10 protein-coding genes are annotated in these 13,127 nt (G+C 67.0%); 6 read left to right on the forward strand and 4 right to left on the reverse strand.

The window, feature by feature from the left end:
- Window positions 1-125: 125 nt before the first annotated feature.
- A complete protein-coding gene (locus N5K27_RS05390) occupies window positions 126-1,094 on the reverse strand; it encodes a tripartite tricarboxylate transporter substrate-binding protein (protein ID WP_279815106.1) in 969 nt (322 codons plus the stop codon).
- Between the two features lie 150 nt (window positions 1,095-1,244).
- Complete coding sequence (argA, locus tag N5K27_RS05395) at window positions 1,245-2,597, reverse strand: amino-acid N-acetyltransferase (RefSeq protein ID WP_087839122.1); 1,353 nt, start codon at window positions 2,595-2,597, stop codon at window positions 1,245-1,247.
- Between argA and hrpA the strand changes: the two genes are divergently transcribed.
- Complete coding sequence (gene hrpA, locus N5K27_RS05400) at window positions 2,588-6,487, forward strand: ATP-dependent RNA helicase HrpA (RefSeq protein WP_279815339.1); 3,900 nt, start codon at window positions 2,588-2,590, stop codon at window positions 6,485-6,487. The genes argA and hrpA overlap by 10 nt on opposite strands.
- A 3-nt stretch (window positions 6,488-6,490) precedes the next feature.
- Here the strand turns inward: hrpA and N5K27_RS05405 are convergent, their stop codons facing one another.
- Complete coding sequence (locus N5K27_RS05405) at window positions 6,491-7,408, reverse strand: LysR family transcriptional regulator (protein ID WP_279815109.1); 918 nt, start codon at window positions 7,406-7,408, stop codon at window positions 6,491-6,493.
- Between the two features lie 173 nt (window positions 7,409-7,581).
- Here N5K27_RS05405 and N5K27_RS05410 point away from each other — a divergent pair, with 173 nt between their 5' ends.
- From N5K27_RS05410 to N5K27_RS05420, 3 genes are read left to right on the forward strand one after another with little or no spacing between them, the layout of a single operon-like run.
- Window positions 7,582-8,511 carry a tripartite tricarboxylate transporter substrate binding protein gene (locus N5K27_RS05410; protein WP_279815110.1) on the forward strand — a complete coding sequence of 310 codons (930 nt, stop codon included), beginning with the start codon at window positions 7,582-7,584 and terminating at the stop codon, window positions 8,509-8,511.
- Window positions 8,512-8,547: 36 nt separating this feature from the next.
- Window positions 8,548-9,825: a Rieske 2Fe-2S domain-containing protein gene (locus N5K27_RS05415; protein ID WP_132980427.1), complete on the forward strand. Its 1,278-nt coding sequence runs from the start codon at window positions 8,548-8,550 to the stop codon at window positions 9,823-9,825.
- Between the two features lie 10 nt (window positions 9,826-9,835).
- Window positions 9,836-10,957 (forward strand): alcohol dehydrogenase catalytic domain-containing protein, encoded by a 1,122-nt coding sequence (locus N5K27_RS05420; protein ID WP_087839127.1) that lies wholly within the window; start codon window positions 9,836-9,838, stop codon window positions 10,955-10,957.
- Between the two features lie 49 nt (window positions 10,958-11,006).
- Here the strand turns inward: N5K27_RS05420 and N5K27_RS05425 are convergent, their stop codons facing one another.
- Window positions 11,007-11,387, reverse strand: coding sequence for a thioredoxin family protein (locus tag N5K27_RS05425; protein WP_087839128.1), 381 nt, complete (start codon window positions 11,385-11,387; stop codon window positions 11,007-11,009).
- Between the two features lie 85 nt (window positions 11,388-11,472).
- Here N5K27_RS05425 and N5K27_RS05430 point away from each other — a divergent pair, with 85 nt between their 5' ends.
- Together N5K27_RS05430 and N5K27_RS05435 are read left to right on the forward strand one after the other, a co-directional pair.
- Complete coding sequence (locus N5K27_RS05430; protein ID WP_087839129.1) at window positions 11,473-12,252, forward strand: EI24 domain-containing protein; 780 nt, start codon at window positions 11,473-11,475, stop codon at window positions 12,250-12,252.
- Window positions 12,249-13,061, forward strand: a complete 813-nt coding sequence (locus N5K27_RS05435; RefSeq protein ID WP_279815113.1) for a molybdopterin-binding protein — start codon at window positions 12,249-12,251, stop codon at window positions 13,059-13,061. Before N5K27_RS05430 ends, N5K27_RS05435 begins: the two co-directional genes overlap by 4 nt.
- The last annotated feature ends 66 nt before the right edge of the window (window positions 13,062-13,127 follow it).

A 13,127-nucleotide genomic window follows, 5' to 3' on the forward strand; every position in this document is an offset into this window, starting at 1 on the left:
TTGGCGGCGTATGCGGCGGCAATATAGCCGCGCGTGCGCGGACAGCGGGCGCCCCGCCCCCAGGATGGCCGCCGGCCGCCGCAAATTGGCCGAAATGGGCTCCTCGGCCGTTTGCGGACGTCCGGTCAGTCGGCGCGGATGCCGAGCTGGCCGATGATGCCGCCCAGCCGGCGATGGTCGGCCGCCACCAGTTCCTTGAGCCGGGCGGGAGGGCCTCCCACCGGTTCGGCCGCGAAGTGCTTCAGCGTCTCGACCACGTCCGGCATGCGCAGGATCTCGTTCAGGTGCCGGTTGAGCAGCGCCACCACGTGGTCGGGCGTGCCCTTGGGCGCGAAGAAGCCGTGCCAGGCGCCCACCACGACCTCGGGGTAGCCGGACTCGGCGATGGTGGGCACGGTGGGCAGGAAGGACGAGCGCGCCGGATCGGTGACGGCGAGCGCGGTGACCTTGCCTGCCTGCAGGTATTGCGCGACGGTGCCCAGGGTGACGTAGCCCAGCGGCACGTGCCCGCCTATGATCTGGGCCGCGACGTTGGCGCGGTAGGGCACGTGCTGGATGCCGATGCCGGCGGCGCGGTTCAGCCATTCGCCGGCGATGTGCATGGGGGAGCCCGGGCCGGGCGTGCCGAAGGACAGTTGCCGCCCGCCGCGCGCGGCGTCCACCACGTCGGCCAGGGTCTTGAAGCCGGTGGCGGGATTGGCCACCAGGATCAGCGGGCAGATCGACGTCTGGACGATGGGGGCGAAGTCGTTCAGCACGTCGTAGGTCAGGGCCTCGGGTTTCATGACCAGGGGTGCGGTGGCCACGGTGTTGGGCGCGAACAGCAAGGTGTGGCCGTCCGGCGCGGCCTGGCTGACGTAGCGGCTGCCTATGGTGCCGGCCGCGCCGGGGCGGTTCAGGACCACCACGGGTTGCTTGAGCCGGGCCGACAGCTTGGCCGCGTAAAGACGCGCCATGGCGTCCGTGTCGCCGGTGGGGGCGTAGGCCACCACCAGGGTAATGGCTCGCGAGGGATAGGTTTCCTGCGCGCCGGCGGTCCAGGCCGCGGCCATGGCCAGCGCCGCCGCGCCGAATTGCCTGCGATGCATGTCCATGCTTGCTCCTTGGCTTGCGGACGCCGGTACGCGGCGCGGGGTGGTTTCAGCCTAAGGTAATGCCGAGCATGAAATATGTAAATACATTAAATATCAGAGTTTGTTCTGATATCGGCGTTGTAAAAATACATGTAAATGCATTTTTACGGGCTACAGCCGCTTGATGAACACCTGGCTGTTGCGGCTGCGGTCGTAGTGCGCCTGTTTGTCCTTGGGCAGGTCGGCCACGCTGCCCTGTGAGAAGCCGCGCTTGATGAACCAGTGCGCGGTGCGCGTGGTCAGTACGAACAGCCGCGTGATGCCCGCCGCCCGGGCACGGCTTTCGATGTGGCGCAGCAGCTTGTCGCCTTCGCCGGCGCCTTGCCACTGCGGATTGACCGTCAGCGCGGCCATCTCGGCCATTTTTTCCTCGGGATAGGTATACAGCGCCGCACAGCCGTAGATGACGCCGTCGTGTTCGCTGACCGAGAATTTCTCGACGTCGCGCTCGATGCTGCCGCGGCCGCGGCGTACCAGCGTGCCGTCGACCTCGAGCGGCTCGATCAGGTGGAGGATCGCGCCCACGTCGTCGATGGTGGCGGGGCGCAGGTCGTCCAGCGTGTCTTCCACGACCATGGTGCCCACGCCGTCGTGGGTGAATACTTCCAGCAGCACGCCGCCGTCCAGGTCGTAGGGCACCAGGTGCGCGCGCGCCACGCCCAGCTTGACCGCCCGCGAAGCGTGCTTGAGCACCACGGCCGTGCCTGCGTCCAGGTCGCCCTGGGCGATCAGCGCGTCGGCGTCCTCGCGTGCCAGCTCGGTGTCGACGTTGCCTTCCTTGTCGTGGAGGACAGGCGCGTCGGTCAGGAAGATCAGCTTTTCGGCGCGCAGCGCCACCGCCACGGCGGTGCCGACGTCTTCCATGGAAAGATTGAAGGCCTCGCCCGTGGGCGAGAAGCCCAGCGGCGACAGCAGCGCGATGGACCCCTGGCCCAGCGCCATGTTCAATGCCTCGGCGTCCACCTTGCGCACCTGGCCGGTGTGGCGGTAGTCGACGCCGTCGATGACGCCGACCGGCCGGGCGGTGATGAAGTTGCCCGAGATGACCCGGATATGGGAGTGGGACATGGGCGTATTGGGCAGGCCCTGGCTGAACGCCGCCTCGATGTCCAGGCGGATCTCGCCGGCCGCTTCTTTGGCGCATTCGAGCGCGGCCGTGTCGGTCATCTGCAGGCCGCGGCCGAACTGGAAGGGGATGCCCTTGAGCCGGAGCTGCTCGTTGACCTGGGGGCGCGAGCCGTGGACCAGCACCAGGCGTATGCCCAGGGCGCTGAGCAGCGAGAGGTCCTGGATCAGGACGTTCAGGGCGCCCGCCTGGACGAGTTCGCCGCCGAAAGCCACCACGAAGATCTTGCCGCGGAAGGCATGTACGTAGGGCGCCACTTCGCGGAACCACTGCACGAACCGGGCGTGCAGGTCGGAGGGGGCAGGATCGGGGTCGGGAGGTTGTGCGGCTGCGTTCATCCCAAAATTATAATGACGGGTTAATCCAAGTTCTTCTCATGGTCGCACAATCCCGCAAGAATGTGCCTTTGGCACGACGGCGCAACCCGGTTCCGCCCATTACCTACCCCGAAGACCTGCCCGTCAGCGGCCGGCGAGACGAGATCGCGCGCGCCCTGGCGGCGCACCAGGTCATCATCGTCAGCGGCGAGACCGGGTCGGGCAAGACCACCCAGCTGCCCAAGATATGCCTGGATGCCGGCCGCGGCGTGGCCGGCATGATCGGCCATACCCAGCCGCGGCGCCTGGCGGCGACCTCGGTGGCGCGCCGGATCGCCGAGGAGCTGGGCACGCCGCTGGGCGAGGTGGTGGGCTACCAGGTCCGTTTCAACGACCGCACGGCCCCGGGAGCCTCGGTCAAGCTCATGACCGACGGCATCCTGCTGGCCGAGTCGCAGCGCGATCCCTGGTTGCGCGCCTACGACACGCTCATCATCGACGAGGCGCACGAACGCAGCCTGAATATCGATTTCCTGCTGGGCTACCTGCGCCAGTTGCTGGCGCGGCGGCCCGATTTGAAACTGATCATTACGTCGGCAACCATAGACGCGGAGCGCTTCGCCCGGCATTTCAGCCTGCCCGGCCAGCCCGAGGTGCCCGTCATCAACGTCTCGGGACGCCTGTACCCGGTGGAGGTCCGCTACCGGCCGGTGGATACCCGCGGCATGCAGGCCAGCGACACCGACGAGCAGCCGGCCAGGAAAGCCGAACGGCCGCGCGAGAAGGAGAACCTGTCGCGCGACGAGGAACGCGACCTGATCGACGCCATCGTCGATGCCGTGGACGAGTGCGCCCGCCACGGCCCCGGCGACGTGCTGGTTTTCCTGCCCGGCGAGCGCGAGATCCGCGAGGCGGCCGAGGCCCTGCGCAAGCACCATCCGCCCGGTACCGAGGTGCTGCCGCTGTTTGCCCGGCTGTCGCAGGCCGAACAGGAGCGGGTCTTCCATCCCAAGGGCAGCGGCCGCCGCGTCGTCCTGGCCACCAACGTGGCCGAGACGTCGCTGACGGTGCCCGGCATACGCTTCGTGGTCGATACCGGCCTGGTCCGGATGAAGCGCTATTCGTGGCGCAACAAGGTCGAACAACTGCGCATCGAGCCGGTCAGCCAGGCTTCGGCCAACCAGCGGGCGGGCCGTTGCGGCCGTATCGGACCCGGCGTGTGCATCCGCCTGTACGAGGAGACCGACTACGCGGCGCGCCAGCCTTTCACCGACCCGGAGATCCTGCGCTCGTCGCTGGCCAGCGTCATCCTGCGCATGAAGTCCCTGAAGCTGGACGACATCGAGCAGTTCCCGTTCGTCGAGGCGCCGCCGGGGCGGGCCGTCGCCGACGGCTACCACCTCCTGCAGGAACTGGGCGCCATCGACGAGGACAACGCCTTGACGCCGGTGGGGCGCGAACTGGCGCGGCTGCCGGTCGACCCGCGCATCGGCCGCATGATCCTGGCCGCGCGCGACCAGTCCTGCCTGAGCGAGGTGCTGATCATCGCGGCGGCGCTGTCGGTGCAGGACCCGCGCGACCGCCCCATGGACGCGCAGGAGGCGGCCGACCAGGCCCATGCCAAGTTCGCCGACGAACGGTCCGAGTTCATGGCCTTCCTGAAGCTGTGGAAGTGGTTCAACGAAGCGGTCGAGCACAAGCAGTCGCAGCGCAAGCTGGTGGAGAACCTGCGCCAGAACTTCCTGTCGCCGGTGCGCATGCGTGAATGGCGCGACGTGCATTCGCAACTGGCGGCGGTGGTGGGCGAGCACGGCTGGCGCCTGAACCAGACCGAGGCCACGCTGGAGCAGATCCACCTGGCGCTGCTGTCCGGGCTGCTGGGCAACATCGGCTACAAGTCCGACGAAGAGGCCCAGTACCTGGGCGCGCGCGGCATACGCTTCTTCATCCATCCGGGCTCCCGCCTGGCGAAGAAGGCGGGGCGGTGGGTCGTGGCGGCCGAACTGGTCGAGACCTCGCGGCTGTTCGCGCGCTGTATCGCGCGCATTGACCCCACGTGGGTGGAGCGCGTGGGCGGCCACCTGCTGCGCAAGAACTGGTCCGATCCGCGTTGGGAAAAGAAGGAGGGGAGGGTGGTCGCCAACGAGCGCGCGACCCTCTACGGGCTGACCGTCTACGCCGGCCGCCGCGTCGATTATGGCCGCATCGATGCCCGCCAGGCGCGCGAGCTGTTCATCCGCGAGGCCCTGGTCACCGGCGAACTCGACAGCCGGCTGCCTTTCATCGCGCACAACCGCAAGCTGGTCGCCGAAATCGAGAAGCTCGAGCACAAGTCGCGCCGGCCCGACATCCTGGTCGACGAAGACCTGATCTACGCGTTCTACGACCGGCAGGTGCCGGCCGACGTGAACCGGGTGGTGACGCTGGAGAAATGGTACCAGGACGAGGCGCGCAAGCCCGGGGGCGACAAGCTGCTGTTCCTGTCGCGCGACGAACTGATGCGGCACGAGGCCGCGGGCGTCACGACCGAGGTGTTTCCCAAGAAGCTGTCGCTGCACGGCATCGACATGGCGCTCGATTATCACTTCGAGCCGGGCTCGCCGCGCGACGGGGTGACGCTGTCGGTACCGCTGTTCGCGCTGAACCAGCTCGATCCGGCACGCTGCGAGTGGCTGGTGCCGGGCCTGCTGAAGGAGAAGGTCCATCTGCTGCTGAAGTCGCTGCCGCAGAAGCTGCGCCGGCACTGCGTGCCGCTGCCCGAATACGCGGCGGGTTTCTACGACCGCTGGTTCGAGCGGGCGCAGAAGCCGGACCGCGGGCTGGTCGAGGCGCTGATCGCCGACGTGCGCGAGCAGACCACGGTGCAGCTGGCGCCGTCGGATTTCAAGCAGGAGACGCTGCCGGCGCATTTGTCGATGAATTTCCGCGTGGTGGACGAGCACGGCCGCATGCTGGACATGAGCCGCAACCTGTCGCACCTGAAGGCGCAACTGGGGCGCGAGGCGCAGGCCACGTTCCAGCAGGTGGCCGCGCGCGACAAGGAGGTGGCGCAGGCGTTGGCGCACGAGAACCTGACGGACTGGACCTTCGGGCCCCTGCCCGAGCTGATGGAGATCAGGCGCGGCGGCCTGTCGGTGATCGGCTATCCGGCGCTGGTGGATCGCGTCACGCACTGCGACCTGGACGTGTTCGACGATCCCGACGAGGCCGCGCGCCATCATCGCGCGGGGCTGTTGCGCCTGTTCCGGCTGCAGTTGAAGGAGCAGGTCAAGTTCCTGGAGAAGAACCTGACCGGCATGACGCAGATGAGCATGCTCTACATGCCGCTGGGCACGCAGGAGGAACTGCGCGACCAGATCGTGGATGCGGCGCTGGCGCAGGCCTGCCTGGCGGATCCCTGGCCGGCGGACGCGGAGTCATTCGCGCAGCGGCGCGCCGAGGGCAAGGGCAGGGTAGGACTGTTGGCGCAGGAAATCGCGCGCCTGGTGGCGGCGGTGCTGACCGAATGGGCCGCCGCGCAGCGCAAGCTGCCGCAGGCCAAGCCGCATGCCGCGGCCCATGCGGACATGGAGCAGCAGATGCGCGGGCTGATGGGGAAGTGGTTCGTGCGCGATACGCCGTTCTCGCAGTTGTCGCATTTCCCGCGGTATTTCAAGGCGGTCCAGGCGCGCATCGACAAGCTGCGCGCGGATCCGGCGCGCGATGCGCGCCTGCTGGCGGACCTGAACCAGTTGCTGGCGCCCTATCAGCGGGCGCGGGCGGCGCGCAAGGGCGTGCCGGACGCGAAGTTGGACGAGTTCCGGTGGATGCTGGAGGAATTGCGGGTGGCGTTGTTCGCGCAGGAGTTGAGGACGCCCATGCCGGTTTCGGTCAAGCGCTTGCAAAAGCTGTGGGAGTCCGTGACGCGATAGGCGTCAGAGGCGTATGTAGGCGCGGATGAAGTCGGCGAAGGTCTGGGCGGCAGGGGAGAGCGACCGCTGGCGGTGACGCAGCAGCGAGATCGGACGCACGATGGTCTGCGGTTCGAACAGCCGCATGTCGACGTTTTCGTATTTCTCGACGATGGGGCGGGTGTGGCCGGGGATAAGCGCCACGCCCAGCCCGGCATCGACCAGGCCGATGGCGGTCCAGACGAACGAGACCTCGTAGGCGGGCTTGAGGCGCACGTTCGCCAATGCCGCGTGGTAGTCGACGAAATGACGGGTGGGGTTCTGCGCCTGTAGCGCGATATAGGGATGGGTGGTGACGTCCGCCCAGGATACGCGTCGCCGCTTGGTCCAGCCGTAGGTGCGGGGATGGATCAGGGCCAGGTGGTCGGTCAGGAAGGGCTCCTCTTCGACGAACGGCGACTCCGAAGGCGGGACGCTGAGCGCCAGGTCCGCTTCGCCGTCGGCGACCAGGTCCACGATCCCGCTGCCTACGCTATCCCGCAGGATCACGGTGATGTGGGGGTGGCGCGCCGTGAACGCGCCGATCACGCGCGGCAACAGCAGCGACGATAGTACCGGCGAGCAGGCGAATCTCACTCGTCCCCGGCGACGCGCCACCAGGTCGCGCGAACCGCTTATCGCCGCGCCCAGGTCCTGCAGTACGCGCGCCGCGGTCGGCTGCAGTTCCTCGCCCGCGTCAGTCAGCCTTACCGTGCGGGTCGTGCGGTCGAACAGCTTGAGTTCCAGTTCCGATTCCAATTCCCGCACCAGCTGGCTGACGGCCGATTGCGAGAGGCTGAGCCGCGCGGCCGCCTCGGTGAAGCTCCTGGCTTCGGCCACGCAGACGAAGGCGCGCAGTTGCTTGAGAGAGAGATTGCCCAGCGACGGATGAACATTGCTCATTAGGCCACCTACTTAATCGATCAAAATAAATTGTTGGGATAATCAATAGGCCTGGAGTGTAATCGTCGCCACTACAACGAGAGTGGACGGAGACAACGATGGCACTGGCGATATCCGCTGACTTGAAGAGGCGTTCGAGGCGCCGCTCACTGGTGGCCTGGCTGTCCTGTTGCATGTTGCTGCCGTCGGTCGCGCTGGCGGCGGGCTATCCGCAACACATGGTCAAGATCATCATTCCTGCCTCGGCCGGCACAACGGGCGATCTGATCGCGCGCCTGATGGCGCCCAAGTTGGCGCAGCGCTGGGGGGTGCCGGTGGTGGTCGACAACAAGGTCGGCGCAGGCGGTTCCATAGGCATGGACTTCGTCGCGAAGGAGTTGCCCGACGGCCATACCTTGCTGATGTCGATCACCGCCTTCAGCACGCTGGCGGCCGTGCGCTCGAACCTGCCCTACGATCCCGCCACCGCCTTCGCGCCCGTGGCCTTGGTAGGCAAGAGCCCGCTGGCGCTGATCGTGAGCAATGACGTGCCGGCCGCGAGCGTGGGCGAATTCCTGGGCTACCTGAGGAAACTGCCCCCCGGCAAATTCAACTACGCCTCGCCGGGTGTGGGCAGCGTGCACCACCTGACCATGGAACTGTTCCAGCAGGAGAACGGCGTCAAGATGACGCACGTCCCGTACAGGGCCACCAGCAGCGTGCTGAACGACCTGGCAGCCGGCCAGGTGCAGGCCAGTTTCGTCGTGCTGCAGACGGCGGCCTCGCTGGTACGGTCGGGAAAAATGCGCATGCTGGCGGTGGTCGCCGATGATCGCGTCCCCCAGTTTCCGAATGTGCCGACGTTGAGCGAGCTGGGTATGAAGAAGATGGTGCTCGAGACGTGGGTGGGCGTGCATGCCCCGGCGGGCACGCCGCCGGCGATCATCGACAAGGTCAATGCCGACGTCAACGACCTGCTCCGGCTACCCGACGTGCAGGCGGCGTTCGATCAGATGGGCGTGGCGAGCGTGGGAGGTTCGCCCGCGATCCTGAACGACTGGGTACGGCGCGAGATCGCGACCTGGCGCGATGTGGCGGCACGAGCCGGCCTGGCGCTCGACTGAGCATCGCCCGGACTTTCAATTTCTGACGAAGACGACATGGTTACGAAAGCACAAAACACGCAACTGGTGCAGACCGGCCCCGGCACGCCCATGGGCAGCCTGTTCCGCCGTTATTGGATCCCGGCCTTGCTGTCCGAGGAACTGCGCGAGCCCGACGGGCCGCCGGTGCGCGTCAAGCTCTTGTCCGAGAATCTGCTGGCATTCCGCGACACGCAGGGGCGGGTGGCGCTGATCGACGAGTTCTGCGCGCACCGACGGGTCTCGCTATGGTTCGGCCGCATCGAAATGGACGGCATTCGCTGCCCCTATCACGGCTGGAAATACGACTTCCGGGGCCAGTGCACGGAAGTACCGTCGGAGCCCGCCGGCAGCCATTTCAGCAAGAGCGTGAAGCTGACTTCCTATCCCTGCGTGGAGCGAGGGGGAGTGGTGTGGACCTATATGGGGCCGCCGGAGCTGCAGCCGGCATTCCCGGAGTTCGAATGGGCGATGGTGCCCGACTCGCATCGCTACGTCTGCAAGCGGATACAGGAAAACAATTACCTGCAGGCAATGGAGGGGGGCATCGATTCCAGCCACGTTTCGTTCCTGCATAGCGGCGAACTGCATACCGATCCGCTGCACAAGGGGACGAAAGGAGCGCAGTACCAGCAGGACACGGCCCCCAAGCTCGAGGTCATGGAGTCCGATGGCGGGCTGGTCATCGGTGCGCGCCGCCGTGCCGACGAGGGCCATAGCTACTGGCGGGTGACCCAGTGGATCATGCCGTGGTACACGATGATTCCGCCGTATGGCGACCATGCCTTGCATGGCCATGCCTGGGTGCCGATGGACGACGAGAATTGCTATGCCTGGAGCATGACCCACCATCCTTCCCGGGCGCTGAAGCCGGAGGAACTGGAGGCCATGCAGAACGGGCAGGGGATCTATGCCGAGCTGATTCCGGGCACCTATCGCACGGTGGCGAACAAGCGAAACGATTATCTGATCGACCGCGAAGCCCAGAAGAAGGGAACGCTGTACAGCGGGGTCAGGGGCATCGCCATGCAGGATGCGTCGCTGCAGGAAAGCATGGGTCCCATCGTCGACCGGAGCCTGGAGCGGCTGGCGGCTACCGACATCGCCATCGTCAGGGCACGCCGGCGTCTGCTGGCGGCGGCCGGCAACCTGGGTACGGACGCGCCGTTGCCCGGGCTGGACCCGGCCACGCACAGGGTGCGCTCGGCCTCGTTCGTGCTGCCGGAGGACGTGCCGCTGGAACAAGTGCTGAAGGATGCGACGGCCAAGACCGATACCGAACACACCTCCATCTAGGATGCACGCGATGTCTGAAACCATTTGCGCCGCTGTCGCCCTGGACGGCAAGCAGACCGAGGTCCGGATGTTTCCCCGTCCCGACATCCCGGTGGACGGCGGCCTGCTGGAAGTGGAGATGACCGGTGTCTGCGGAAGCGACTGGCCCTATTTCCTGAACTATCCCAAGAGCAAGGGGCCGCTGATCCTGGGCCACGAGACTGTGGGCCGCGTTTCGGCGCTGGGGGCATCGGCCGCCGCCCGGTGGGGCCTGAAGGAAGGTGACCGGGTGGCCCTGGAGGAATACCTGCCTTGCGGCCATTGCGACTACTGCCGGACCGGGAATTTCCGGCTGTGCGATGCCACGGATTCGTTGCTGGGCAGCGGCATCCGGTACGGCTCGACGCCCATTTCCGTCGCGCCGTCCCTCTGGGGCGGCTATGGGCAGTACCAGTTCCTGCACCCCAATTCGGTGTTTCACCGAGTGCCGGACGCCATGTCGGCAACGCTGGCAACGCTGGCGCTGCCGTTGGGCAATGGCTTCGAATGGGTGCATTTCCAGGGGGAAGCGAGGCTGGGGCAGGTGGTGCTCATCCAGGGGCCGGGGCAGCAGGGGCTGGCCTGCGTGGTGGCGGCGCGCGAGGCCGGGGTCGGCTGCATCATCGTGACGGGCCTGGGCGCCGATCGCCACAGGCTGGCGCTGGCGCGCGAACTGGGTGCGCATCACACCATCGATATCGAAGCGCACGACCTGCTGGAATCGGTGGCCGAGATGACCGGTGGATTGATGGCGGACCTGGTCATCGATTGCGCTTCGGGCGGACCGGACACCATCGTGGCGGCAATCCAGCTGGCGCGCAAGAACGGCAGGGTGCTGCTGGGAGGGCGCAAGGGGCAACCCGTGCCCCGGTTCGACAGCGACATGCTGTTCCGCAAGTGCCTGACGGTCAAGGGGGTGCGCGGCCACAGCTACCAGGCCGTGGAACTCGCGCTGGCAACCATCGCGTCGGGCCGCTATCCGCTGCACAAGCTGTGTACGCACGTGTTCGGCCTGGACCGCGTCGATGTCGCGCTGCGCACCGTGGGCGGGGAAGCCGGCACGGCCGCCATCCACTGCTGCGTCGACCCCTGGGGGCAGGGCCGGCCGGCGTGACCGGAGCCGGGAATGTCGCCGTCGCCCGCCCATCGCGGGCGACGTCATTTCAGGTCAGCGCCCGGCGCAACTCCGGCGCTCCCGGCAGGTTGGGTGGGGGGCTGTCCGTCTGGAGGCTTTCCAGCAGGCGTTCCAGGTGGCCGATGTGCGGCAGCATGGGGCCGTAGAACAGGGTCTGGGTACCGTTCTGGATCAGCAGGGTGGGGAAGTCCTCGATGTCTTCGTCGTCGAGAAGGTCGGGATGTTCCTCGACGTCCACCCACAGGAAGACGTGGTCCTTGAAGCGGCCCGACAGTTCCTCGAACTTGGGCAGGTATTCGCGGCACGTGCCGCACCACGCCGCGCACAGGCATGCCACCAGTATGGTCTGCGGATCGTCGAGGCGCCGCGAGAGATCGCTGGCGCCGGTGTCGGGAAGATAGACGGCCATGATGCGAGGGAAGTAGGGATCCGGTAGCCATTATGCCTGCGCCATGCGTCATACTTGCAACCATGGCTGAATTCCCGGAGATCCGATGACTTCCTCTCCTGTCGAACGCGGTGATCCCAGCGCCGGCCTGCAAGGCGTGGGGCTGGCCTTCGGGCGCGCGGTGGTGTCGCAGTTCCGTGGGCCCATGCTGCTGGCGCTGTTGTTGCCCTTCCTGGTCGCGCTGGTGGGCGCCGTCGTGTTGATCTGGCTGTTCTGGACGCCGCTGACCGAGTGGCTGCAGGGCACGCTGTTCTCGTTGCCGCTGATGGGGCAGATCGACGGCATGCTGGTCGCGATCGGCATCGCGTCGCTGAAGCTGTGGCTGATTCCGGTCGTGGCGACGCTGATCCTGTTGCCGTTGTCGGGCATCTTGGGGCTGGTCGTTGCGGCGGTGCTGATCATGCCGCTGGTGCTGCGCAACCTGGAGCAGAACGACTATCCAGGCCTGCAGCGGCGTGGCCGCCATGCCACGGTGGCCAGCGTCTGGAACGCGGTGTGGGTGACCACGCTGTTCGTGCTGGGGTGGCTGTTCACCATGCCGCTGTGGCTGCTGCCGCCGCTGGCGGTGCTGCTGCCCATCGCGTGGTGGGCCTTTGCCTTTACCCGCATGCTGCGGCTCGACGCCATGATCGAGCATGCCTCGCCGGAAGAACGGCGCATCCTGATGGCGCGGCATAATCGCGGCTTCTGGACGCTGGGGCTGATCTGCTCGCTGCTGAACCTGCTGCCGCCGGCCTGGTTCCTGCTGCCGGTGTTTTCCGCGCTCCTGTTCTCGCACTTCGCACTCGAGGCGCTGCGCCGCTTGCGCAGCGAAACCACGCCATGAACGACACAGCCGTTTCCCATCGCCGCATCGGCCTGATCATCATCGGCGACGAGATCCTTTCGGGCCGTCGCCAGGACAAGCATTTTTCCAAGATCGTGGAGCTGCTGGGCGCGCGCGGCCTGCGGCTGTCGTGGGCGGAATTCCTGGGCGACGATCGCGAGGCCCTGGTCGCCGCGCTGCGGCGCAGTTTCGCGAGCGGCGACGTGGTGTTCTCGTGTGGCGGCATAGGCGCCACGCCCGACGACCACACCCGCCAGGCGGCCGCGGCCGCGCTGGGCCTGCCGCTGGCGCTGCACGACGAGGCCCGTGAGCTGATCACGCAGCGCTGTGCGGAAACGGCCGCGCAGGGCTCGGGCACGGCCGACATGACGGCGCCGGACAACCTGCGGCGCCTGCAGATGGGCGAGTTCCCGGTGGGCAGCGAGATCGTGCCCAATCCATACAACAAGATCCCGGGGTTCTTCATCCGCGATCACACTTTCGTGCCGGGTTTTCCGGTCATGGCGTGGCCGATGATCGAATGGACGCTGGACCACCGCTACGCGGGGCTGCACCACGCCGTGCCGCACGTGGAGCACTCGTTCATGGTGTTCGAACTGGCCGAGTCCAGCATCGCCCCCGTGATGGAGGCCATCGAGCGCCGCTGGCCGGGCGTGAAAGTGTTCAGCCTGCCCAGCATGGGCGAGGGCAAGCGGCGCCACATCGAACTAGGCGTCAAGGGCGATCCCGACAGCGCCGCCGAAGCCCTGGCGATGCTACGCGACGAAGCCCGCCGCCTGGGCGGCGTCTTCGCCGCCGCATCCACCTAAAAACAAAAAAGCGGAGAACGAACATCGTTCTCCGCTTTTTTACCCAGGATGCGGTGGATCCGGCTC

Source organism: Pigmentiphaga sp. GD03639, from assembly GCF_029845405.1.
Classification (GTDB): Bacteria; Pseudomonadota; Gammaproteobacteria; order Burkholderiales; family Burkholderiaceae_B; genus Pigmentiphaga; species Pigmentiphaga daeguensis.

Bases quoted from the DNA above. Each gene is read 5' to 3' on its own strand.
- N5K27_RS05430 (WP_087839129.1), top strand. From the start codon at position 11,473: ATGACTTCCTCTCCTGTCGAACGCGGTGATCCCAGCGCCGGCCTGCAA.
- N5K27_RS05405 (WP_279815109.1), bottom strand. From the start codon at position 7,408: ATGAGCAATGTTCATCCGTCGCTGGGCAATCTCTCTCTCAAGCAACTG.
- N5K27_RS05390 (WP_279815106.1), bottom strand. From the start codon at position 1,094: ATGGACATGCATCGCAGGCAATTCGGCGCGGCGGCGCTGGCCATGGCC.
- N5K27_RS05420 (WP_087839127.1), top strand. From the start codon at position 9,836: ATGTCTGAAACCATTTGCGCCGCTGTCGCCCTGGACGGCAAGCAGACC.
- argA (WP_087839122.1), bottom strand. From the start codon at position 2,597: ATGAACGCAGCCGCACAACCTCCCGACCCCGATCCTGCCCCCTCCGAC.
- N5K27_RS05415 (WP_132980427.1), top strand. From the start codon at position 8,548: ATGGTTACGAAAGCACAAAACACGCAACTGGTGCAGACCGGCCCCGGC.
- N5K27_RS05435 (WP_279815113.1), top strand. From the start codon at position 12,249: ATGAACGACACAGCCGTTTCCCATCGCCGCATCGGCCTGATCATCATC.
- N5K27_RS05425 (WP_087839128.1), bottom strand. From the start codon at position 11,387: ATGGCCGTCTATCTTCCCGACACCGGCGCCAGCGATCTCTCGCGGCGC.
- N5K27_RS05410 (WP_279815110.1), top strand. From the start codon at position 7,582: ATGTTGCTGCCGTCGGTCGCGCTGGCGGCGGGCTATCCGCAACACATG.